The following is a 20,993-nucleotide window of genomic DNA, read 5'->3' as shown; positions in this document are numbered from 1 at the left end:
GAATTCCCGGGGGTCTTTTTCTTTCCGCAACCGGTGGCTGCGCAATTAATAATGCTCGGCCGGTCATTCGGAGGCCAGTCTTTGCGCCCCCTCGCTGACATTTATCACGGGGGAATTGACCGGCAGCGACCATTCCGGGCTGTTGAGCATGGTCCAGCCCGCCTCGGGATCGCCGGCCACGGAGTCGTCTGGGCTGCGGCTGCCCAGCAGGAAGTCGCCTACGGACGACTCCTTCAGATAGTCGAGGCCGAGGACACGGGCCGACATGTCGGCGTCACCGTTGCCCAGGCCGCACGGGGCCAGACCGAGGGCCGTCGCCACCAGGTACATGGTCTGGTAGAGCACACCGGTGTGCCGCAGCGTCGTCGCGTAGGCGATGGCGCGGTACTTCCACGCCATGCGCTGGAAGCGCGCCGTGACGGTGATGAGCACGTCGGGGCGCGCCTCCATCCCGGTGGCTCGTGAGGCCACATGGAAGAGGGACTCCCGGTCCGTCTCCGCGTCGTTGACGAGGACGAGGCGGTGCGCCACCGGGTCGTAGTAGTAGATGCCGGCGTCGAGCCCCGCGCAGCGCCGCACGGTCACGTACAGCTCGAGTTCGTAGCCCTGGCCGCCACTGGGATAAGGACGGGAGACGACCTCGTCGCGGCCGCTGCCGTCCTCGGGGGTGTAGTGGGCGCGCACGCGGGCGACCCGGTAGAGGAACTCGCCCAGTTGCTCGGCCGTCAACTCCCCCTCCCCGTAGGAGCGGATGGAGCGGCGCGTCTCCAGGGCGGTGGTGAGCGACGGGTCGCGCCCGGCGATCTCCTCGCGCGTGGGCCGGTACAGGTCCACGGCCGGTCCGTCCGGGGCCGGCTTCACGGCGGGCTGGGGATCGATCTCGCCGCGGTACGGGTAGACGGCACCGAACACGTCGTCGTAGCGCCCGGAGCGGATGCGGGAGTGGAACAGCAGGTCGTGGAAGTCCCACTGCCGCAGCGTCGGCTCCGTGTCGGAGGCGAACGCTCCTTCCTGGTCGGCGAGTTCGACGAAGCCGGCCCCCGCGAGGTGGGCGAGCGCGTCGAGGGCGTCGTCCTCGCGCAGGCCGGTGCCGAGTGCGCCGGCCGCCACGGGTTCGCCCAGGGCGACGACCAGCTCACGGGCCGCGCGGTCCACGAGCACCGCGCGGAACTTCACGAGCGGCGACTCCAGGACCAGCACTCCCTCGCGGGTACGGCAGAACGCGAACCGGGAGAGACGCACGGTGGCGCCCGGCGCCACCGCGGCGATCCGGTGCTCGGCGTCACGTGCGGTGGGTTCGATGCGCAGGAGCTCCCTGCGGTCGGCGGGTCCGCCCCGGGTCAGCGCGCTGCGCGCGACGAGATGGCCCGCGCGGTCCAGGAGCCGTGCCACCTGGACAGCCTCGGCGTCCCGCAACCCGTCCAGCAACTCGTCCATGGGGCGCGGCCCTTCGGCGAGCCGGCCGAGCGCGGTGCGGATGCCGCCGCGCACCGGTCGCAGGGTGAGCGAGGTGGCCGGGCCCGCGAGGGTCGCCGACTCCCCGTCGAAGAGGACCCGGACGTCGGCGCGGAACGCGGGCGCGGTGCGCGGCGGTGATTCCGCCGTCTTCTCGGTCTGCATGCTGATCTCCGGTTCCCTTGAGGCGACTTGCCCAGGGCCGCGTGCTGTCGAGGCGGCTGCCCAGGGCGTACTCCGGAAATCACTGTCACGCCGAACGGGAAACGCTCCCCCTGTCTCCCGTGAAATCGGTGACGTACACCATCGGCGGCCATGACACCCGTCACCGCGACGCGTCGGGCTCTCGGAATTCCGCGCCCCGGTCCGCATGCTCGGAAGACGAATTCACCATCCGGCCGGGCAGGTTCGGCCGAGCGACCTCAGTTAAGGAATCCCCGCCGTGCTTACACGTCGTCATGCAATACGCCTCGGTCTCACCACCGGTGCCGTCGGCGCGGTGGGCGCCGCGGGAGGGCTCTTCCAGACACTGACGTCGGGCGGATCCGCGAACGCGGCAACGGCGGCCGGCGCCCCGGCCGTCACGCCGTTCGCGGTCCCGCTTCCCGTGCCCAAGGTCCTCGCCCCGTACCGGAGAACGAGCACCGCCGACCACTACGCGGTCACCATGAGCCGCACCAGCCACGAGATCCTGCCCGGCACCCGCACGGACGTCCTCACCTACAACGGCACGTTCCCCGGCCCGACCATCCGGGCCCGCAAGGGCCGTACCACGGTGGTCCGGCAGATCAACGCCCTGGACATGCCGACCTCCGTCCATCTGCACGGCGGCAGCAACCCCGTGGAGCACGACGGCGGCATGACGGACACGATCGCGCCGGGCCGCTCCAGGACGTACGTGTACGCCAACGACCAGGTCGGCGCCACGCTGTGGACGCACGACCACGCCCACCACATGGAGTCCGAGCACGTCTACCGGGGCCTTTCCGGTCTCTACCTGCTCGGCGACAAGGCGGAGGACGCGCTCGGCCTGCCGTCCGGCCGCTACGAGGTGCCGCTGATCCTGCGCGACGCCCAGTTCGACGCGGCGGGCCAGATGGTCTACACGATGGACGACGCGGAGAACCGGACGACCATCCTGGTCAACGGCGCCCCGTGGCCGTACATGAAGGTCGAGGCGCGCAAGTACCGCTTCCGGATGCTCAATTCATGCAACCTGCGCATCTTCATCCTCTGCCTGAACGACGGCAGCCAGGTCACCCAGATCGGTTCGGACGGCGGCCTGCTCCCGGCACCCGCCGCCACCCCGGTCCTCGTCCTGTCCCCCGGCGAACGCGCCGATTTCGTCGTCGACTTCTCCAGGTACGCGCCCGGCACCCAGCTCACGCTCCAGAACATGCTCGGCCCGGGACCGACCGAACTCGTCGGCCAGATCATGCGGTTCGACGTCGGCGAGAAGACGCCCGACACCAGCCGCGTGCCCGACGTCCTCACCACCCTGCCCGCCCTGCCGAAGCCGACCGTCGAGCGCAGCTTCGAGCTGCGGATGGACGAGCCCGGCACCGGCGACAAGGCCTACATCAATGGAAAGACCTTCGATGCCGGCCGTATCGACACGAACATCAAATGGGGCGACACCGAGGTCTGGACGGTCACGAACACCAGCACCACGATTCCGCACAACTTCCATACGCATCTGGTGCAGTTCCGCATTCTCGAACGCGACGGGCAGCCGGTCTATCCGGCGGAGGCCGGACTCAAGGACACCGTGCTGCTCTTTCCGGGGCAGACGGCCAGACTCCAGCTCACCTTCGACACGCACAAGGGCGTCTATCCCTATCACTGCCACATGATCGACCACAGCGCCATGGGAATGATGGCGCAAATGAAGATCTCTTGAACTGCCCGTTCCGCACGCCGAATTCATGAAGAAAGGGGGGAACATGACCGCACGATCAAGCCCGTACGTCCGCCGCATTCTCGACGCGCTCGAACGGGATCCGTCCCGCGCGGTCCTGCACCGGCCGGACGGCACCGTCACCGCCGGTGAGCTGAGCGACTCCGTCCACGGCACCACGGCCCTGCTGTACGAGCGGGGGGTCGGCCGGGGCGACACCGTGGCCGTCCTGACGGGGCCGAACCATCCGCTGATGCTCAGCGCCCGGTACGCCGTGCACCTCCTGGGGGCCACCTCCGTCTACGTACGGTCGATGAACCCGAGGACCGACACGGAGACGTTCTCGCTCGGCACGCAGACCCGACTCCTGCGGGATCTGGGCGCGTTGCTCCTGCTGGTGGACGAGGAGAGCGCCGAGCGGGGACGCTGGCTCGCGCACCGGCTGCCGGGGCTCACCGTGCTGCCGATCCCGCGCGGCGCTCCCGCCCGGGCCCTCGATCCGGGCCGGCTGCCGCCGCCGCGGCCCGACGCTCTCGCCGTCGTCGACTTCACCAGCGGCAGCACGGGCCGGCCCAAGATGGTCGCCCAGCAGTTCGGTACCCGTGAGGAGCTCGTCGACCGCCTCGCCCGTGGCCTCGATCCCCGGGGACCCGCGACACTCCTGTCCGTCACACCGATCAGCCACACGACGGCGCCGATGGCCGACGCCGTCCTGTCGGGCGGCGGCACGGTGGTGCTCCACGACGGCTTCGACCCCGACGACGTACTGCGCTCCTTCACCCAGCACCACGTCACCGACGTCTATCTGGCGGTTCCGCACCTCTACCGGCTGCTCGACCATCCGGGCATCGACGCCACCGATCTGTCCTCGCTGCGCCGCATCACCTACAGCGGCACCCCGGCGGCCCCCGCCCGCGTGGAGCGGGCCGTCCGCCTCTTCGGGGACGTCCTCATCCAGGTGTACGGCACCACGGAGGCCGGCGGGATCAGCAGCCTCAACCCGCTCGACCACCGGGAGCCGGAACTGCTCGGCTCGGTCGGCCGGCCCTTCCCGTGGGTGCGCCTGGAGATCAGGGCGCCCGGCGGCGGACCACAGGTCGAGCGCGGCGTCACGGGCGAGCTGTGGGTCGACTCCCCCACGGTGACGGCCGGTTACCTGGACGACGACGAGCTGACCGGCGCCACCCTCAGGGACGGGTGGCTGCGCACGGGTGACCTCGGGCACTGGGACCGCTACGGCTATCTGCGGCTCGACGGACGCGTCGGCGACGTGATCAAGCACGGCGGTCTGAAGCTGGACCCCACGGCGATCGAGAGCGCACTCCTGCAGCATCCGCAGGTACGCCAGGCCACGGTGTTCGGCGTGCGCGACGACGACTACGTGGAGCAGGTGCACGCCGCCGTCGAACTGCACTCGGGCGCCGCCCGCACGTCGTGCGACCTGCGCGGATACGTGGCCGCGACGCTGACTCCGGAGCACACCCCGGTCCGGATCTCCGTCTGGCCGCAGCTGCCGCTGACCCCTTCGGGCAAGCCGGACCGCGCGTATCTGCGCCGGGTGTCGTCCACACCCGAGCGCTCCGGTCCGAAGGCCTCCGCCGCCGCGCCGGCGCCCGCCACCAGCTCCCCGCGCGGAGCCACCGCGCGGGACGGCCCCGTCCGCGTACGCGGCACGGGCGCCCCGCCCGATCACGCCATCCCGCGAACCAGAAAGGGCGTCTCATGACCGCATTCGGCCACTTCGCCCGGTCGCTGCGGCTGCGGCGGCTCTACCGCCACAGCACGGCCGGCCTGATGATCACCCCTCTCGACCATTCGATCAGTGACGGTCCCGTGGTGTCCAAGGGCATGTCACTCGACCATCTCGCGGGCCGCCTCGCGGCCGGCGGTTCGGACGCCGTCGTCGTGCACAAGGGCAGTGTGCGGCACATCAGTCCGGAGCGGTTCGCCGCGATGTCCCTGATCATCCACCTCAACGCGAGCACCAGCCAGGCGCTCGACCCCAACGCGAAGTACGTCGTCGCCGGCGTCGAGGAGGCCCTGCGCCTCGGCGCGGACGCGGTCAGCGTCCACGTCAACCTCGGCTCCGACGACGAGCGGCAGCAGATCGGCGACCTCGGCCGGATCGCCGACGCCTGCGACCGCTGGAACCTGCCGCTGCTCGCCATGGTGTACCCGCGCGGCCCGCGGATCACCGACCCCCGGGACCCGGAGCTCGTCGCGCACGCCGTGACGATCGCCGCCGACCTGGGCGCCGACCTGGTCAAGACCGTCTTCCTCGGCTCCACCGCGGAGATGCTCGACCTGACGGCGGCGTGCCCGGTGCCGGTACTCGTCGCGGGCGGCCCCGCCCTCGCCGACGAGGAGGACGTCCTCGCGTACGTGCGGGACGCCCTGGCCGGCGGCGCGGGCGGCGTGGCGATGGGCCGCAACATCTTCCAGGCCGCCGACCCGAGGCGGCTCGCCGCCAAGGTCGCCCGGCTCGTCCACCACTTCCCCGAACAGCACTTCGGGCCGGGCCCCTTCACCGCGTCGGCCGACACGGACGGCGACGCCCGGCTCACCCCGGACCACCTCGACACCCCACCGACCACCGCTCCGCTCTCCCACGATCTGACAGGAGGTCCGCATCATGACGGACGCCAAACTGTGCTGGCTTGACATCCGCGACGCCGGCACCGCTACCGCCGCCGTCCTCGAAGAGGCCGTCCACCAGCGGATCGACGGCGTCGTCGCCGCCGACCCGGCCGCCTTCACCGGCCTGCCCCCGACCGTCCGGAAGATCCTCCTGTTCGAGGACGGGGCGGCCTCGGTCCCCGCCGACCTCGGCGAGGCCGACCTGGTGATCGTGCCCGGCGGCAAGGACGAGCGGGCCCCGCTCGTCGAGGCGCACCCCGACGTCGAGTTCGGCCGCTACGTCGAGATCGTCGACGCCGACACCCTGGAGGACGCCTGCCTGGCGGCGCGCCTGGAGGCGTGGAGCGTCCTCGACTTCCGGGACCCGACCAAGATCCCGCTGGAGATCGTCATCGCGGCGGCCACCGGCGCCCCGGGTTCGATCGTCACGACGGCGGCCGACAACGAGGAGGCCGAGATCGTCTACGGCGTGCTCGAACTGGGTTCGGACGGCGTCCTGATGCGCGGCCGCACCGTCGGTGACGCCACCGCCCTGCGCACCGCGGCGACCTCGCGCGGCGGGGAGATCCCGCTGGTGGAGCTGACAGTCACGAGCGCCACGCACATCGGGATGGGTGAGCGTGCCTGCGTCGACACGACGACCCACTTCCGCAAGGACGAGGGCATCCTCGTCGGTTCGCACTCCAAGGGCATGGTGCTGTGCGTCAGCGAGACCCACCCGCTGCCGTACATGCCGACGCGGCCCTTCAGGGTCAACGCCGGCGCGCTGCACTCGTACACCGTGGCGCAGCACGGGCGCACGCACTACCTGAGCGAACTGCACGCGGGCAGCTCGGTCCTCGCGGTCGACGTGAAGGGCCGCACGCGGCCCGTCAGCGTCGGCCGGGTGAAGATCGAGACGCGTCCGCTGATCTCCATCGACGCGGTCGCGCCCAACGGCCAGACGGTCAACCTGATCCTCCAGGACGACTGGCACGTCCGCGTCCTGGGCCCCGGCGCCTCGGTACTGAACAGCACCGAACTCAAGCCGGGCGACACGATCCTGGGCCACCTGCCCACGGCCGACCGCCATGTCGGCTACCCGATCAACGAGTTCTGCCTGGAGAAGTAGCAGCGCCCGTACGCCGCGCACCAGGACGCCCCGCCCCGGCACACCCCGTGCCGGGGCCGGCGCGCGTGTGGCCCCGGGCCGCCCCGGTCTCACAGCCATCCGTGCTCGCTCGCGATGCGCGCCGCGTCGAACCGGTTGCGGCCGCCGAGCTTCTTGATGGCCGCCGAGGTGAGGTTCCGTACGGTCCCCGCGGCGAGATACAGCTCGCCGGCGATCTCCTTCACCGTGGCGCCGCCCGCGGTGAGGCGCAGCACATCCATCTCCCTCACGCTGAGCGCCGATTCACCGGCGGTGGGCGGCCGCATCAGTGCCGGGTCGACGGTGAGACAGCCGCCCGCGACGCCCATGAGGGTGGTGATCAGCTGCGGCAGCCGGGCGTTCTTGGGGACGATGCCGAGCGCGCCGGCGGCGACGGCCCGGTCGACCACCGCGGGGGTGGCCGCGCCGACCATGAGGGCGACCCCGCACTTGGGATGCCGGGAGCGCACATCGGTCGCGGCCCGCAGCGCCTTGCCGCCCATGGTGGGCTCCCCGAGCAGCAGCACGGTCGGCCGGTGCCGCTCGACGGCGGGCAGCACGGCCTCGTAGGTCGTGGCGAGCCCCACGACATCCAGGCCGTTGGTGCCGTTGAGCGTCTCGGCGAACGCTTCGAGGACCAGCTGGTGATCACCGGCCACGACCACGCGTACGGACATCTCTCTACCCCCGTATCGATGTACTGGACTCAGGCTCGGACACGGACTCGGATTCGAAATCGGGACCGGGATCGGAACCGGCCGTGCCGAGCAGCCGATGGACCACCGACCTGGCCAGCTCCTCGGCCCGGGCCTCCTGGTCGATCTCGATGTGCACGGCGTGGGCGGGCAGGCCCGCCACGACGGCGGCCGACACCGCGCGGAACGTGTCCGCGAGGCCGTACGGAGCGTCCTCGGCCGGGACGATCACGACGGCGGCCGTGAGCGGACCGAGGTCGGCGCCTATCTGCGCCGGCAGCGCCAGCACCGCCTCCGTGTCCGCGGCGTCCACCTGGTAGGGCAGCGCCACGAGACCGATGTCGGCCAGCTCCTTGCACAGGAAGGCGGCGTTGGTGGCCGCGTCGTCCCCGCGTCCCCGATGGCCCGCGCCGACGACGGCGACGGCGGCCCCGGCGGCGCACAGCCGTGCGGTGACGACCCGTCCGGTTCCGGTGGTGGCGTCGACGACGAGGACGACGCAGCCGTCGAGCGGCGGGGGTGCGTAGGACGCTGCGTGGGACACGAGGACTCCCTGTTCGCGGAATACGATGAGCAGGTAACGTGCGGAATCTGTGGACGACTTGAAACGTGCGCGTCGCCGGGAATGCGGCGCGCCCTGATGAAGTGGAGTTCCGGCGCCTTTGTTTGGCGCTGAATAAACGTTCAACCGTGGTTCAAGGGGGAAACACCACGTGGACGAAGTCTCGTCACTGGATCAGCAGACGCTCGGCGTCTACCGCGCGATTCTGTTCCACAAGGAACACGATCCGAAGCGCCTCGCCGCTTTACTCGACTGCACACCGGAGGCGGTGGAGGCGGCCCTGGACAGGCTGTCCGAGCTCTCCCTCCTCGCACCGTCGACGGACTCCCCGGGCCGGCTGCGGGCGGTGAACCCGTCGCTCGGCCTGAAGGTCCTCCTCCAGCGGGAGCAGAACGAACTGGCCTGGCGCCAGCAGCGCATCGAGCAGAACCGCGCCGCGCTGGCCGCGCTCGCCGCCGAGTACACGGCGTCCGGCTGGTCGAACACTCTCGACGGCACGGAACATCTCGACAACGTCGACGACATCCGTATCCGTCTGGAGGCGCTCGCCGAGTCCTGCGTGCGCGAGTCCCTCGCGTTCCATCCGGTCAACGCGCTGACCCAGGAGTCGATCGAGGCCGGCCGGCCCCTCAACGAGCGGGCGCTCGCGCGGGGGGTGCGCTTCCGGTCGATCTACCTCGACAGCGTCGCCAACGACCGTGTCACCAAGGCGCACGCGCAGTGGATGGCGGAGCGGCACAGCGAGATCCGGACCTCGCCCACGCTGCCGATGCGGCTGCTCATCGTCGACAACACCGCGGCGATCGTGGCCGGTCTGCCGGGTCAGGCCCAGCCGTCCGCGCTGCTGTTCAGCAGCCAGCCGGTGGTCCTCGCGATGCGGGCCCTGTTCGAGGCGTACTGGGAGCACGCCTGCCCCCTCGACCGGCCCGGCGACGCCCTGCCCGGCGGGCTGACCCCGCAGGAGCGCAAGCTCCTCCAGCTCCTCGCGACGGGTCTCACCGACGAGGCCGTGGCCCGTGCGCTCGGTATCGGGGTGCGCACCGAGCGCCGCATCATGGCCGAGCTGATGGAGCGCCTCGGTGCGTCGAGCCGCTTCGAGGCCGGCGTGCAGGCCACGCGCAGGGAGTGGATCTGACGGGGCGTCGTCGTCCGCATCGGGCTCACCGCTGAGGGGTGACGGGCCAGACGAAGTCGTCGGGCGAGGCGGGTATTCCGGGCAGGCCGGGAAGGTGCTGCGGCTGGGTCGGCCACACGAAGTCGAGGGGCTTGACCGGCGGGCTCGGCCACACGAAGTCGAGAGGCTTGACCGGCGGGCTCGGCCACACGAAGTCGTCCGCGGAGGAGGGGGTGGCCTTCCGCGCGTCACCGGCCGCCCCCGAGGGGAGGGCCTGCGCGGGCACGGCCCACAGGATCCCGCCGAGGACGGCCGCGGCGAGGACGGTACAGCGGGTGGTGGCACGGGACATGAGAGGTCTCCATTCGCGAGTACGGTGCGGCGTACGTTCGATGCGTTGACCTGCGCCGGTCCGGTCCGTTGCGGCCGTTCCGACTGCGTGCCTAGAGATAATCACCGCGCCACCCCCACTGTCCGCATCCGGCCACGCCAGGAAGCTGCATGGCAGGGAGTTGCCTGAGGGGCGGGGTCTTCAGGTGGGGCCTGTCGGCCCTCGGCCCCGGCGTCCGGCCCGGTCGACGAGCTCGCGGGCATGTGCCGCGATACGCAGCTGACAGCGGGAGCAGCGACGGCTCGCCGAGCCGCGCGTCGTTCCTCACCGGCTGGCGCCCCCACACCAACGGTCACCGCACTCTCGCTCGTGCTGGGAGCCGAACCTCCTGCGCAGCCTCAAGGAGGGCAGTCATCGACTCACTTTGCCCGACATGCGCGGCGGCACCTCCGCTTCGGGCGCCACGGCGCTGAGCGTGGACGCGTACGGATCCGGGGTGTCACCGACCATCGTCGGCGCGGGCGGCGGCACTCTCGACGGCTGACCCGGCGGCGAGAGCCGCGCGAGCCTGTGCCACCGCGGACACAGCCCTGAGGACAACAGTGAGCGGATCGATGCCGACGAGGGCAACGATCCGCACGCTCCTGCACGAGCGAGTCGGTCTCGCGGGCCGCCCCGAGCACGCGGAGGTCGAACAGCGCATGAACCAGGCGCTCCTGCGCCGGCTGGCCGACACGGCGGACGTCGTTCCGTCCGCCGAGGACCCTCGCTACCCGAGCGTCGACCTACCGGTCCCAGCGGGCGAACCGGGACCGGACGGCGAGGTGGAACGCGCTTCGCAGCAGCTCGCGCGGGCGTTCGCGCAGTGGCACGAATCGAGACGCTGACCAGGCTTCCCGCCGTGTCACTCACACGCCGTGCGGTGCGCCCTAGAACCAGTCGGCCCCGTCTTTGCGGACCACACACAGCGCCCAGATGATGAAGCCCGAGATCGCGATCAGCACGACCGACCAGACCGGGTAGTACGGCAGGGAGAGGAAGTTGGCGATGATGACGAGTCCGGCGATGACCACGCCGCCGACGCGTGCCCACGTCGCGGTCCGCATCAGCCCGAAGCTGATGAGCACGGCGAGTACGCCCAGGACGAGGTGGATCCAGCCCCAGCTGGTCAGGTCGAACTTGAAGATGTAGTTGCGTGTGGTGACGAAGATGTCGTCCTCGGCGATCCCCATGATGCCCCGGCAGATACCGAGCACACCGACGAGCATGAGCATGATCCCGGCGAAGATCGTCAGGCCGCCTGCCCACGCCTGCTTCGTCGTGTCGGCCGGCTGCGAGTTTGTCGCGGTCATGGTGGTGCCTCATTTCGTGTTCGTCCGGCGCGCGCTCAGCGTCCGGAGCCGGACGGGCCGGAGGCGGTGTCGCTGCCCGGGCCTGCGTCCGGACCGTGGCCGGCCAGCACGAGTTGCTTCGCCTTGGCGAACTCCTCGTCCGTGATGTCGCCGCGCGCGCGGATCTCGGACAGCCTGGCCAGCTCGTCCACACTGCTGGACCGGTCCGTACCGCCCGCGGTCTTCCTGATGTAGCTGTCGAAGGCCTTCTGCTGCTCACGGGCCTGCGCGATCTCCCGGCGGCCCATGTTCTTGCCGCGGGCGATCATGTAGACGAAGACGCCCAGGAAGGGCAGGAGGACGGTGAGCGCCAGCCACCCGGCTTTCGCCCAGCCACCCATCTCGTCGTCACGGAAGATGTCGCCGATGATGCGGAACAGCAGGATGAACCACATGATCCACACGAAGAACCAGAGCATGCTCCAGAAGACGCTCAGCAGGGGATAGTCGTACGCCAGGACCGTCTGCGCGTTCATGTCTCTCCTCCATCCCGGGCGCTCGCCCAGCCGCCTTTGCCTGCCGTCCTCAGCGTGGGCCGACGGGAGCCGGGCGGCCTCACCCGACGGGGGTGAGCTCGGTGGGTGGGGTGTCTCAGGCCGTCGGGGCCTGGCCGGGCGAGCCTGTGACGCCCGCCTTCCGAAGCGCGGACCGCCAGGCGAGGGCGAGCGCCGCCTCGGCCAGACCGAGCAGGACGAGCCACAGTCCGAGCAGCCTGGTCAGGGCCTGTGCCGACTCGGCAGGCAGGGCCAGCACCACGATCCCCGCGACGATGCCGAGCACCGCGACGCCCACGAGCACGCCGCGGTGCGGGAGGCCCTTGGAGGCGATGGCGGTGTAGAGGGTGAGGACGCCGGACACGAGCCAGACGACGCCGACGATCAGGGAGAGCGCGGTGATGGTCTGCAGCGGGTTCCGCAGGCACAGCACCCCGGCCAGGAGGAACAGCACGGCCAGCAGCAGCCCCGACAGCCGTTCGCCGTGCTCGTCCCGCGCGAAGACGGCGACGAACCGGAACACCCCCATGGCCAGCAGGTACAGGCCGATGAGGACCGCGAGGACGTGCAGGGTCTCCTTCGGCCAGACCAGTATCAGGACGCCCGGCACCAGCGTCACGACGGCCGAGCCCATGATCCAGGTCCATGAGCGGCCGAGTCGCGCCAGTACGTCCGCGGCGTCGTCGGCCGGGCGGGGGGCGTCCCCGCCGGCGGGGGGTTCCGGTTCGGTGTGCGGCGCCGGACCACGCGGCATGGTCATGGCTCCTCCTCGCGCGATCGAGCGGGCCGTTCCCGGACGCCGAAGAGGCCGTACGCGGGGATCTGACAACCCCAGCGTCCCGCGCGCCACAGGCCGCCGGGTCACCCATCGGGGGTGATCCGTGAGCACCGCCATCGCGAGTGGCGGTGCGGGAGAGCGCCTCCGTCGGGTTCACCGCACGCGGCGGATCAGCCGGCCGGATCCTCCGGCAGCTGCCGCATCTCCAGGACCCGCTGTCCCAGCGACTGGAGTCGGGCCAGCAGACCGTACAGGTGCGCGTCGTCCACGACGGGACCGAACAGGATCGTCTGGCCGGACATCATCACGTGGCCCAGCTCCGGAAAGGCTTTGGTCAATGTCTCCGACATGTGTCCCTCGACGCGGAACTCGCAACGCATGAGCTCTTCTCCCGCCAGCGGTGTGGGGCAGGTGGGCGACACCCCCTCCTGCGAGCCTCCGCCTCGGCGCCCGGCCGGGCCTCACCCGGTACAGGTGACCTGCCGCGCCCGACGCACGACGACCCGGCTCCCGTCGCGGCCGGCGACGCCCGTTCACACGAGTTCGAGTTCGCGCGCGCGGCGCACCGCCTCGTTGCGCCGGTTCACCCCCAGCTTGCGGTAGACGCTCTTGAGGTGGGTCTTCACCGTGTTCACCGACACGTAGAGGTCGGCGGCGATCTCCTCGGTCGACATCATCAGGGCCAGCCGCTCCAGCACGTCCCGCTCGCGCCCGCTCAGCTCCCCGGCAACGAGCTGAGGGGGCCGCGCGTCGGTCGTGGCCGGGTCACCTCGGCGCGACGGAGCAGGCGTCAGCCAGTCCGCGGTCAGCTCCTGGAGGGGCGCGGTCGACAGCAGCGGCCGGATCCACGGCCGGGCGTCGAGGAACGGTCTGCGAAGCCGCTCGCGCCGGGCGCTGAGCAGTGCCTGCGCGACGAGCCGGCGGGCCGTGGCGTCGTCTCCCGCCCCCTGCGCGGCCTGAGCCCTGACCAGCGCTGCCCGAACGGTCACGCCCGGCCCGGTCCGGCCCCCGGTGTCAATGCTGTCGAGCAGGCTGACCGCCGCTTCCGGACGGCCCGCTGCGAGCAGCATCCGCGCGGCTTCCACCGCACACGCCGGCTGATCGGCGGACACGACCTGGAGCACCTCGGCCGCCCTCTCCGGCCGTCCTTCGGCTACATGCGCGGCGGCGGCCACGAGCGCCTCATGGCCCGCCGCCCAGGGTGAGGCGACAGCGACACGGACGCCTGGGTCCGCCGCCTCGACGGCGGCCGCGGTGTTGCCTTGGACCAGCAGGAGACGCGCCCTGGTCATGGCCCGTCCCGCGGCGATCACCGGATCGTGCGTCGCGGAGGGGAACCGGGCCGTCTCGTCGAGGAGTGCCCGCGCACGGTCCAGCTCGTCGCGGTCGACGGCCACGGCGGCCAGCACCAGCAATCCGATGCCGGTATCGGTACCCGTGCCCGTCCCCGTGGCGGCGGCGCGAGTCCGGGGCGGACAGAACCCCTCCGCCTCGGAGGCACCGGCGAGAGCCTTGCGTTCCGCCCTGCCGTTCCAGCCGTTCAGGTGGTCGATCAGCGCCAGATGCCCCAGCGCCTCCTCACGGGGCAGCACGGTGGACGCTCCGCCATGCGTGCCCGCCACCGTGGTCAGGGCGGCACGCGCGTCCTCGAAGCGCCCGGCCCACAGGCGCGCGGAGCCGAGATGGGTCAGAAGGAGCGCGGTGAGCTCGGGATGCCTGTCGAGCAGGTGCTCCGGGACCGCCCGCCGGAGTCGGCCGGCCGCCTCCGCGGCCTCCTCGGCCTGCTCGGGAGAACCGGTCAGCCGGGCGGCCAGCGCCTCCAGCAGCGCACAGCTCAGCTGCGCGGCCGCTCCGTCGGACGGGTCGACGGCAAGCCGCTCCTCGGCACGGTGCAGGTGGGAGAGACCACGCTCGACGTCGCACCGGGACAGCTCGCGGGCAGCCCGGACGAGATCCGTCGCGGGACCGGTGGCCTCGGGATCCATCCCGGAGAACAACTGGTCGAGGCCGCCCGAGCGCAGGCCGGTGAAAAGCTGTCCGATCGCCAGGTCGTCGACGAGGGCGCCGGCGGTGAAATCCCAGTCGCCCGAGGCGGCGCCGTGAGTGAGTGTCTCCAGGAGGGATCCGGAACGGCGCAGCCACTGCGCGGCACGCCGGTGGAGCTCGGGCTCGAGGCCCGGCAGGCGGACCCGCAGATGGGCCCGGAGTATCTCCCCGAACAGCGGGTGGAGCCGGTACAGCGAGTGCCCGAGGTCCTCGACGAACGCGTTGGCGCGGTGCAGTTCGGCGAGCAGGGGCTCCGCGTCGGTCCGCCCTGTCAGCGCGTTCGCCAGATCAGGGCTGAAACGCTGCAGGACGCTGACGCGCAGCAGGAGATCCTGTGTCTCCTCCGGCTGCCGCTTGAGCACCTCGGCCAGCAGGAAGTCCGCGACCGTGCTCCGGTCCGCCTCGAACTCCTTCAGGTAGAGCTCGGCGTCCGCGCTCTCCCCCGCGGCCAGGGCACACAGGCGCAGGCCGGCGGCCCAGCCCCGGGTGCGGTCCACCAGGGCGCGCGCGGCGTCGACCGAGACGTGCAGACCGTGCAGTTCCAGCAGCGGGACAGCCTCCTCGGGGGTGAAGGCCAGCTCCGCGCCGCGCAGCTCCGTCAGTTCGCCGGCCGCCCGGTAGCGGTGCAGCGGGAGCAGGGGTTCGGTGCGGGTGACGAGGACCAGGCGCATGCCCTGCCCGGCGTGGTGCAGGACGAATTCCAACTGCTCCGCGACCTCGGGGGTGGTCACGCGGTCGAACTCGTCGACCACGACGACCACGGGCCGGTCACGTGCGTCCAGATCGGCGGCGAGCGCCGCCAGCAGCTTGCGGTCCACCCGGGCCGCCTCGATCGGGACCCCGACCGCGCCGGACACCGGTTCACCGCACGCGCGCAGGGCCTCCAGGACGTAGGCCCAGAACACGCCGGGCTGTCGGTCCTCCGCCTCGGCGGTGAGCCAGGCGACCGGCTCTTCCAGGCCGGCGGCCCAGTCGGCGGCCAGCAGGGTCTTGCCCGCACCGGCCGCGCCGTTGACCAGCGTCAACCGCGTCCGAAGAGCCTTGTCGAGGTGCCGGACGAGCCGATGCCGCCGCAGGTACGTGGCGGGTCGCGCCGGCAGCGCGATCCGAGTGCGGAGAAACGAGTCCCCCAGAGGATCCACGCACGGAACACGTGGATCGACCCGTCCAGGAACATGCTCGTAGATCTCCGCCACAGCGCTCACCACCGCTGCCTGTCAGGGGCCGGGTCATGGGCCCGCTCGCCCTCAGCATCCCAGCCTTTCCGGTCCGGCGCTCGGGGGCGGATTTCCCGACGGGGAACGCAGGGCGTGCCGGTACCCGCACACACCGGTCACCGCACCCTTGAGGAGGGCGGCGGAAAACGCTCTCCCGCACGAGCCGCCGACAGGAAGGAAACGCCCCCAGGCAGCACGAAGAAGACTCGTGCGGATGGGGGCATGCCCTCCGGTGTCCGCTGGTGTCCGCGCGCGGGCGGATCAGGAAGCCCGTCGTCCTGCTGAGACGGTTCTCGTCATCCTGGGTCAGTGCGTGGATCACGAGGAGGGCGTCGCCGGGAGTCCGCCCTCGATGGACCGACGTGCCGTCAGATGCCCTGCCTGCTGCGGGCGTTCGCCTCGGCCACCAGGGCGCGCAGCAACTCGTCCTGGGCCAGGGGCCGGAGGTCGCCGGTCTCGGCGTCCCATGCGCGGCCACCGGCCAGCGGACGGACCTGGAGGTACGGCCCCTCATGGCCCATGACCCGCCCGAACCGGTCCCGCACGGTGTCGTGGACGGCGTCTCCCACCTCCAGGAACGGCGCCGGCTCCGGTGTCACGAACCGGCCCCCTTGGCGATCACAGCCGCCAGCTGCAGCGCCACGGGCGCCGAGCAGACTCCGAGGTGGACGAGCGCGTAGCGGCTCTCGCCCTCTCTGTCACCCGCCCACGGGGTGCGGACGTCCATGGCCGGGAGCTGGACCCCTGCCCGGCTGAGAGCGCCGGCCAGGGCGTCGCGGGCGTCGAGCGCCTCCTGGACCTTGGGCGTACGGGGTTTCGCAGGGCCCGTGACGATGGCGGTGTGGCCGGTGGCGGGGGTGATCGAGTGGTGCGGGGGCCGCTGTGTGGGGGGCATACGTGTCCTCGTCCTTCGCCGGTCGGTCTGTCGGGTTCGTCGGGTCCGACTGATTCCATGACCCCGGCAAGCTGCGTGAATTACGCTGCGTGGTCCGGGTGTTACGAGGATGCTCCCGGATGTGCCCGAACACGCCGTGGACGTGCGGTGCTTCCCCGTCGTAGGGCACTGGTTCCACACCTTCCACACCGACCACGAGCCGGCGGCTCGGAGGGGAGCCGGACGTATGCCGCAGCGACGGGTCGTCACCGGCCGCAGCCAGGAGCCGCGTCAGAGGTTCGCCGAGGAGCTGCGGACCCTGCGGGCCGGGAGCGGGAGCAGCCTGCGGCAGCTCGGCGAACGACTGGGCTGGGACTACTCCCTGTTCGGCAAGATGGAGAAGGGCGAGACGCTCGGCAGCCCCGAGGTCGTCCAGGCCCTGGACCAGCACTACGGAACGCCGGGGCTGTTACTGGCGCTGTGGGAGCTCGCCGCCGGGGACCATACGCAGTTCCGCGAGCGGTACCGGCGGTACATGGCGCTGGAGGCCGAGGCGGTGAGCCTGTGGCACTTCGCGGTGAGCGTGCTGCCGGGGTTGTTGCAGACGCCCGGGTATGCGCGCGAGGTGCTGGCGGCGGGCGGGCTCCGGGGGAAGGAGCTGGAGCAGCAGGTCGAGGCCCGGATGGGGCGGCGGGAGTTGCTGGAGGGAGAGGACGCGCCGCCGTTCCGGACGATCCTGTCGGAGGCGGTGCTGCGGACGCCGTTACGGGAAGTGGCGCAGTGGCGGCGGCAGTTGGAGTACGTCGCCGAGATGGCGGAGAGGCCGAATGTGACGATGCAGGTGCTTCCCCTGAGCGCCGGGATGCACGGCCTGGACAGCACCGCACTGATGTTCCTGCGGCTCCCCGGCGGGCTTACGGTGGCATATACGGAGAACGCACACCGTGGCGAACTCATTGAAGCGGACTCGCCGGTTGAGCGGCTGCAGCGTGCGTACGATGCGATGCGCGACTTGGCGCTGCCCCCAGCCGAGTCGCGGAATTTCGTCCTGGCCATCTTGGAGGAAGTACCGTGCGAGGCATCGACCTGAGTGCCGTCAGCTGGCGCAAGAGTTCCTACAGCAACTCGGACGGTGGCGAGTGTGTCGAGGTCTCCGACGACTTCGCGGCCATCGTCCCGGTACGGGACAGCAAGGTTGCGCACGGGCCGGTTCTCGTGTTCCCGGCCGCCGGCTGGTCCTCCTTCGTCTCAGCGGTCAAGGGCGGACGGCTGAGCGCCTGAACGAGCAGGCCGGCGGCCCCGGCATCCTCGCCCTCTGCGCCTTCCGCCCCTCACGCCGCGTCCAGGCCGAACTCCTCGACACGTGACGCCGACGCCGTCACCCCCGGCGACGGCCTGCTCGGCCGATCTTCGAAGTCGGCCCATCGAGCTCGGGTGCACCTCAAGGGGAACCACCGGGGTCACTGGCGCGAGTCAGGTGTCCGATCCGCCTCATCGGGTGCGGCCGGCACGGCGCTGCGGTAGGTGAGTGCGGCGAAGCCGCCCGCTGCGGTGAGCAGTGCGAGCGCCCCGAAGCCGTAGGTGAGGGTGGCGAGCGAGGCGACGGCGGCGACGAGCAGGGGGCCGCCCGCGTCGCCGAGTTCACGCCCGAGTTCGGCGGCGCCCATGGTCTGGCCCAGGCGCTCTCGCGGGGTCGCGGAGGCCAGTGCGGCGAAGCCGAGCGGGGTGATCAGGCCGGTGCCGGCGCCGATGAGGACGGCGGCGAGGAGGACGCCGGTCAGGCCGGGCAGCATCGCGCAGAACAGGCCCGCAGCGGTGGCTGTCAGACCCGCGGCCAGCCCCGTACGTGTGCTGAGGCGGCCCTCGTCCAGGGCGCGTCCCGCGCGGGGTTGGACGACCGCGGCGCAGGCCGCGAGCAGGGACACCGCGGCCCCGGTGGCGACCGTGCCGAGACCGGCGACCCGCCCGGCGACGGGCAGGAACCCGACACCGACGGACAGTGCGGCGGTCGCGGCGGCGAGTGCGGCGGTCGGGGTGAGGAAGGCCGGGTCGGCCAGCCGCCGGGCCAGATCCAGCACCGTCTGCCGGGTCTTGGGCAGCGGCGGTACGGCGGGCACGATGAGCGCGGCCCACACGGCGACGGCGACGCCGAGCACCGCGAGAAGGGCGAACAGCAGCCGCAGTCCCCCGGCCCATACGAGGACCCCACCGAGCAGCGGTCCCAGTGTGTAGCCGATGGACTTGTAGAAACCGTAGGAACCGAAGGCGCGACCATGTTTCGCGGCCGGATTGAGCCGGGCCACGAGCGCCGAGGCGGACGGCGAGAACGCGGAGGCGGCGGCGCCCTGACCGAGCCGGGCCGCCCACAACCAGCCAGGGCTGTCGGCTGTCGCGTACAGGGCGGAGGCCGCGGCGAAGGCGAGCAGTCCGCCGAGGAGGACGGGGCGGGCGCCGATGCGGTCGGCGAGTGTCCCGAAGAGCGGCTTGAGCAGGACCTCGGCGCCGTCGTAGAGCGCGAGCAGGCCGCCCAGGACGAGCAGCGAGGTGACGGCGCCGTCGGCGCCACCGCCGAGGGTGGCGGCGATGCCGTGCGCGCCGAACGCGGTGGTGAACCCGGCCGCGTACAACGGCCACATCTGCCGGGCCGTCGGCGCTTCGTTCTGGTGCGGCCGCGTCATGGCGTCGGGCCCTCGGTCATGACGTGGAGCGCGGCGAAGACGTGCTCGGCGTAGTCCTCGCACACGGCGACGCATCCCTTCAGCCGCAGTGCGGCATCGGCTGCCTCCGGGGCGCCGAAGACGTCGCGGGCGGTCAGATCCCGATGCCGGCGCCACAGCCGCTCCAGCGGCTGCGGCGCCTCTTCCGGTTCGGCCGGCGTGAACTCGGCGATACGGACCTCTGTGGCGATCTCGTCCCCGACCTTGCCCGCACTCAAGGAAACCGCCGGTCAGGCATCCTTCTTCACCGGCTCCAAAATCGCCACGCACTCCACATGATGCGTCATCGGGAACAGGTCGAACGCCCGCAGCGTCCGGACCTTGTAGCCGCTGTCGCGGAAGTACGCCAGGTCGCGGGCCAGGGCCGCCGGGTCGCAGGCCACGTACGCGATGCGGCGCGCGCCGAGGGACGCCAAGTGCTCCACCGTCTTCTTGCCCGCTCCAGCGCGCGGCGGGTCCAGGACGATCAGGTCGACCTCGGTGATGCCCGTGCGCGGGAGGACCGATTCGACCTTGCCCTGTTCGATGCGGACGCGGTCGAACGCGGCCAGGTTGTGGCGGGCGTCCTCGACCGCGCGCTTGCCCGACTCGATGCCGAGCACCGCGCCCTGGTCGCCGATGCGGTCCGCGATCGCGCCGGCGAAGAGGCCGACGCCGCAGTACAGGTCGAGCGCCATCTCGCCCTTGCGGGGCAGCAGGCCCTGCATGACCGCCTTGACCAGCGTGTCCGCCGCCTGCGGATGCACCTGCCAGAAGCCGCCGCTGCCGACGCGGTGCGTGCGGCCGTCGGCGCGCTCGCGTACGAACCCGCGGCCGTGGACCCGGTGGATGCCGCCGTCCTTCTCGTCCACGCGCAGCACGGAGACCGGCTTGTCGAGTTCGACCAGGGGCAGGCGCGCGCCGGGGCGCGGGGTCAGGATGACCTGGCGGTCCTGGGAGCCCGTCGCCGCGATCGCCTCGACGGACTCCATGCCCGTCCAGTCGCGCTTCTCGATGCCGAGTTCGGAGACGCCCGGCGCCGCGATCATGCAGTGCTCGATCGGCTCGACCTCGTGCGAGCGGTGGCGGCGCAGGCCCGCCTTCCCGGTGTCGGGGTCGACCGCGTACTGCACGCGCGTGCGCCACTGCGGGACCTCGCCCGCCGGGAGCTTGTCGCCCTCGGCCGGCATGACCGTGCCGTCCCAGCCGGCCTCCTCGGGCGTGAGGCCCGCGAGGCGCTGGAGCTGCTCGGCGATGACCTCGCCCTTGAGGCGGCGCTGCGCGCCCGGCTTGGCGTGCTGCCAGTCGCAGCCGCCGCAGCGGCCCGGGCCGGCGTACGGGCAGGGAGCCTCGACGCGGTCCTTGGACGCCTCGATGACGGTGACCGCGTCGGCGCGCAGGAAGCGGGCACCTTCCTCACCGTCCGTGACGCGGGCCACGACCTTCTCGCCGGGCAGCGCGTGCCGGACGAACAGGACCTGGCCCTCGTCCGTGCGGGCGATGCAGTGGCCACCGTGGGCGACGGGGCCGATCTCGACCTCGTACTCCTCCCCGACCAGCGACTTCTTCGGTTCTGCCTGCATGGCGGGGGACTCCACAACGTAAGAAAGCAAGGGACACGGCGAACGGCCGGACAACAGCCCACCAGTCTACGTGGGTGTGGTCCGGCCGCTCGCC

At 71.6% G+C, this 20,993-nt stretch carries 22 protein-coding genes; 8 read left to right on the top strand and 14 right to left on the bottom strand.

Annotated features, from left to right (window positions below; all coding sequences use genetic code 11):
• Positions 1–63 precede the first annotated feature (63 nt).
• Entirely contained in the window at positions 64–1,620 is a 1,557-nt protein-coding gene (locus ACZ67T_RS00605; RefSeq protein ID WP_469980679.1) for a SagB/ThcOx family dehydrogenase, read from the bottom strand.
• 277 nt (positions 1,621–1,897) lie between these two features.
• Here ACZ67T_RS00605 and ACZ67T_RS00600 point away from each other — a divergent pair, with 277 nt between their 5' ends.
• From ACZ67T_RS00600 to ACZ67T_RS00585, 4 genes are read left to right on the top strand one after another with little or no spacing between them, the layout of a single operon-like run.
• Positions 1,898–3,355 (top strand): multicopper oxidase family protein, encoded by a 1,458-nt coding sequence (locus tag ACZ67T_RS00600; RefSeq protein ID WP_469980677.1) that lies wholly within the window; start codon positions 1,898–1,900, stop codon positions 3,353–3,355.
• A gap of 43 nt (positions 3,356–3,398) precedes the next feature.
• Complete coding sequence (locus tag ACZ67T_RS00595; protein ID WP_469980676.1) at positions 3,399–5,078, top strand: class I adenylate-forming enzyme family protein; 1,680 nt, start codon at positions 3,399–3,401, stop codon at positions 5,076–5,078.
• Positions 5,075–6,013 carry a 2-amino-3,7-dideoxy-D-threo-hept-6-ulosonate synthase gene (locus ACZ67T_RS00590; protein ID WP_469980674.1) on the top strand — a complete coding sequence of 313 codons (939 nt, stop codon included), beginning with the start codon at positions 5,075–5,077 and terminating at the stop codon, positions 6,011–6,013. The genes ACZ67T_RS00595 and ACZ67T_RS00590 overlap by 4 nt, the downstream gene beginning before the upstream one ends.
• Positions 5,985–7,100 carry a 3-dehydroquinate synthase II family protein gene (locus ACZ67T_RS00585; protein ID WP_469980673.1) on the top strand — a complete coding sequence of 372 codons (1,116 nt, stop codon included), beginning with the start codon at positions 5,985–5,987 and terminating at the stop codon, positions 7,098–7,100. Before ACZ67T_RS00590 ends, ACZ67T_RS00585 begins: the two co-directional genes overlap by 29 nt.
• A gap of 89 nt (positions 7,101–7,189) precedes the next feature.
• Here ACZ67T_RS00585 and ACZ67T_RS00580 read toward each other — a convergent pair whose 3' ends face one another.
• Positions 7,190–7,795 (bottom strand): response regulator transcription factor, encoded by a 606-nt coding sequence (locus ACZ67T_RS00580; protein ID WP_100591196.1) that lies wholly within the window; start codon positions 7,793–7,795, stop codon positions 7,190–7,192.
• A 4-nt stretch (positions 7,796–7,799) separates the two neighbouring features.
• Positions 7,800–8,357, bottom strand: a complete 558-nt coding sequence (locus ACZ67T_RS00575; RefSeq protein ID WP_469980671.1) for a hypothetical protein — start codon at positions 8,355–8,357, stop codon at positions 7,800–7,802.
• 169 nt (positions 8,358–8,526) lie between these two features.
• Between ACZ67T_RS00575 and ACZ67T_RS00570 the strand changes: the two genes are divergently transcribed.
• On the top strand, positions 8,527–9,510 hold the full coding sequence (locus ACZ67T_RS00570; protein WP_100591195.1) for a helix-turn-helix transcriptional regulator: 984 nt from the start codon (positions 8,527–8,529) through the stop codon (positions 9,508–9,510).
• A 25-nt stretch (positions 9,511–9,535) separates the two neighbouring features.
• Here ACZ67T_RS00570 and ACZ67T_RS00565 read toward each other — a convergent pair whose 3' ends face one another.
• Entirely contained in the window at positions 9,536–9,841 is a 306-nt protein-coding gene (locus ACZ67T_RS00565) for a hypothetical protein (protein ID WP_469980669.1), read from the bottom strand.
• 593 nt (positions 9,842–10,434) lie between these two features.
• On the opposite strand from ACZ67T_RS00565, the gene ACZ67T_RS00560 reads away from it, so the two are divergent.
• Entirely contained in the window at positions 10,435–10,707 is a 273-nt protein-coding gene (locus tag ACZ67T_RS00560) for a hypothetical protein (RefSeq protein ID WP_469980667.1), read from the top strand.
• 42 nt (positions 10,708–10,749) lie between these two features.
• Here ACZ67T_RS00560 and ACZ67T_RS00555 read toward each other — a convergent pair whose 3' ends face one another.
• The 7 genes from ACZ67T_RS00555 to ACZ67T_RS00525 form a co-directional block, all read right to left on the bottom strand.
• The gene (locus tag ACZ67T_RS00555) at positions 10,750–11,172 is read right to left on the bottom strand and encodes a DUF7144 family membrane protein (RefSeq protein WP_469980666.1); all 423 of its coding nucleotides are present in this window, start codon (positions 11,170–11,172) and stop codon (positions 10,750–10,752) included.
• 35 nt (positions 11,173–11,207) lie between these two features.
• Positions 11,208–11,687: an SHOCT domain-containing protein gene (locus ACZ67T_RS00550; RefSeq protein WP_469980664.1), complete on the bottom strand. Its 480-nt coding sequence runs from the start codon at positions 11,685–11,687 to the stop codon at positions 11,208–11,210.
• A gap of 115 nt (positions 11,688–11,802) precedes the next feature.
• Positions 11,803–12,465 carry an HdeD family acid-resistance protein gene (locus ACZ67T_RS00545; protein WP_469980663.1) on the bottom strand — a complete coding sequence of 221 codons (663 nt, stop codon included), beginning with the start codon at positions 12,463–12,465 and terminating at the stop codon, positions 11,803–11,805.
• Between the two features lie 188 nt (positions 12,466–12,653).
• Positions 12,654–12,863, bottom strand: a complete 210-nt coding sequence (locus tag ACZ67T_RS00540) for a hypothetical protein (RefSeq protein WP_469980662.1) — start codon at positions 12,861–12,863, stop codon at positions 12,654–12,656.
• Positions 12,864–13,016: 153 nt separating this feature from the next.
• The gene (locus ACZ67T_RS00535; RefSeq protein WP_469981340.1) at positions 13,017–15,725 is read right to left on the bottom strand and encodes a winged helix-turn-helix domain-containing protein; all 2,709 of its coding nucleotides are present in this window, start codon (positions 15,723–15,725) and stop codon (positions 13,017–13,019) included.
• Between the two features lie 389 nt (positions 15,726–16,114).
• Complete coding sequence (locus ACZ67T_RS00530) at positions 16,115–16,345, bottom strand: hypothetical protein (protein ID WP_469980661.1); 231 nt, start codon at positions 16,343–16,345, stop codon at positions 16,115–16,117.
• A complete protein-coding gene (locus ACZ67T_RS00525; protein ID WP_469980660.1) occupies positions 16,342–16,641 on the bottom strand; it encodes a hypothetical protein in 300 nt (99 codons plus the stop codon). Before ACZ67T_RS00525 ends, ACZ67T_RS00530 begins: the two co-directional genes overlap by 4 nt.
• 226 nt (positions 16,642–16,867) lie before the next feature.
• On the opposite strand from ACZ67T_RS00525, the gene ACZ67T_RS00520 reads away from it, so the two are divergent.
• Together ACZ67T_RS00520 and ACZ67T_RS00515 are read left to right on the top strand one after the other, a co-directional pair.
• The gene (locus tag ACZ67T_RS00520) at positions 16,868–17,710 is read left to right on the top strand and encodes a helix-turn-helix domain-containing protein (RefSeq protein WP_469980658.1); all 843 of its coding nucleotides are present in this window, start codon (positions 16,868–16,870) and stop codon (positions 17,708–17,710) included.
• Positions 17,692–17,901 carry a DUF397 domain-containing protein gene (locus ACZ67T_RS00515; RefSeq protein ID WP_469980657.1) on the top strand — a complete coding sequence of 70 codons (210 nt, stop codon included), beginning with the start codon at positions 17,692–17,694 and terminating at the stop codon, positions 17,899–17,901. Before ACZ67T_RS00520 ends, ACZ67T_RS00515 begins: the two co-directional genes overlap by 19 nt.
• Before the next feature lie 179 nt (positions 17,902–18,080).
• On the opposite strand, the gene ACZ67T_RS00510 is transcribed toward ACZ67T_RS00515, so the two are convergent.
• From ACZ67T_RS00510 to ACZ67T_RS00500, 3 genes are read right to left on the bottom strand one after another with little or no spacing between them, the layout of a single operon-like run.
• Complete coding sequence (locus ACZ67T_RS00510; protein WP_469981339.1) at positions 18,081–19,256, bottom strand: MFS transporter; 1,176 nt, start codon at positions 19,254–19,256, stop codon at positions 18,081–18,083.
• A 38-nt stretch (positions 19,257–19,294) separates the two neighbouring features.
• Positions 19,295–19,555 carry a Chromate resistance protein ChrB gene (locus ACZ67T_RS00505; RefSeq protein ID WP_469980656.1) on the bottom strand — a complete coding sequence of 87 codons (261 nt, stop codon included), beginning with the start codon at positions 19,553–19,555 and terminating at the stop codon, positions 19,295–19,297.
• 12 nt (positions 19,556–19,567) lie between these two features.
• A complete protein-coding gene (locus ACZ67T_RS00500; protein WP_469980655.1) occupies positions 19,568–20,899 on the bottom strand; it encodes a class I SAM-dependent RNA methyltransferase in 1,332 nt (443 codons plus the stop codon).
• Positions 20,900–20,993 lie beyond the last annotated feature (94 nt).

Source organism: Streptomyces sp. NPDC107517 (genome assembly GCF_055582645.1).
This window is presented reverse-complemented; position numbering and strand designations above follow the sequence as displayed.

Coding starts and splice junctions, on each gene's coding strand:
- ACZ67T_RS00605 (WP_469980679.1), bottom strand. CDS start 1,620: ATGCAGACCGAGAAGACGGCGGAATCACCGCCGCGCACCGCGCCCGCG.
- ACZ67T_RS00595 (WP_469980676.1), top strand. CDS start 3,399: ATGACCGCACGATCAAGCCCGTACGTCCGCCGCATTCTCGACGCGCTC.
- ACZ67T_RS00590 (WP_469980674.1), top strand. CDS start 5,075: ATGACCGCATTCGGCCACTTCGCCCGGTCGCTGCGGCTGCGGCGGCTC.
- ACZ67T_RS00585 (WP_469980673.1), top strand. CDS start 5,985: ATGACGGACGCCAAACTGTGCTGGCTTGACATCCGCGACGCCGGCACC.
- ACZ67T_RS00580 (WP_100591196.1), bottom strand. CDS start 7,795: ATGTCCGTACGCGTGGTCGTGGCCGGTGATCACCAGCTGGTCCTCGAA.
- ACZ67T_RS00565 (WP_469980669.1), bottom strand. CDS start 9,841: ATGTCCCGTGCCACCACCCGCTGTACCGTCCTCGCCGCGGCCGTCCTC.
- ACZ67T_RS00560 (WP_469980667.1), top strand. CDS start 10,435: ATGCCGACGAGGGCAACGATCCGCACGCTCCTGCACGAGCGAGTCGGT.
- ACZ67T_RS00555 (WP_469980666.1), bottom strand. CDS start 11,172: ATGACCGCGACAAACTCGCAGCCGGCCGACACGACGAAGCAGGCGTGG.
- ACZ67T_RS00550 (WP_469980664.1), bottom strand. CDS start 11,687: ATGAACGCGCAGACGGTCCTGGCGTACGACTATCCCCTGCTGAGCGTC.
- ACZ67T_RS00545 (WP_469980663.1), bottom strand. CDS start 12,465: ATGACCATGCCGCGTGGTCCGGCGCCGCACACCGAACCGGAACCCCCC.
- ACZ67T_RS00540 (WP_469980662.1), bottom strand. CDS start 12,863: ATGCGTTGCGAGTTCCGCGTCGAGGGACACATGTCGGAGACATTGACC.
- ACZ67T_RS00525 (WP_469980660.1), bottom strand. CDS start 16,641: ATGCCCCCCACACAGCGGCCCCCGCACCACTCGATCACCCCCGCCACC.
- ACZ67T_RS00520 (WP_469980658.1), top strand. CDS start 16,868: ATGCCGCAGCGACGGGTCGTCACCGGCCGCAGCCAGGAGCCGCGTCAG.
- ACZ67T_RS00510 (WP_469981339.1), bottom strand. CDS start 19,256: ATGTGGCCGTTGTACGCGGCCGGGTTCACCACCGCGTTCGGCGCGCAC.
- ACZ67T_RS00500 (WP_469980655.1), bottom strand. CDS start 20,899: ATGCAGGCAGAACCGAAGAAGTCGCTGGTCGGGGAGGAGTACGAGGTC.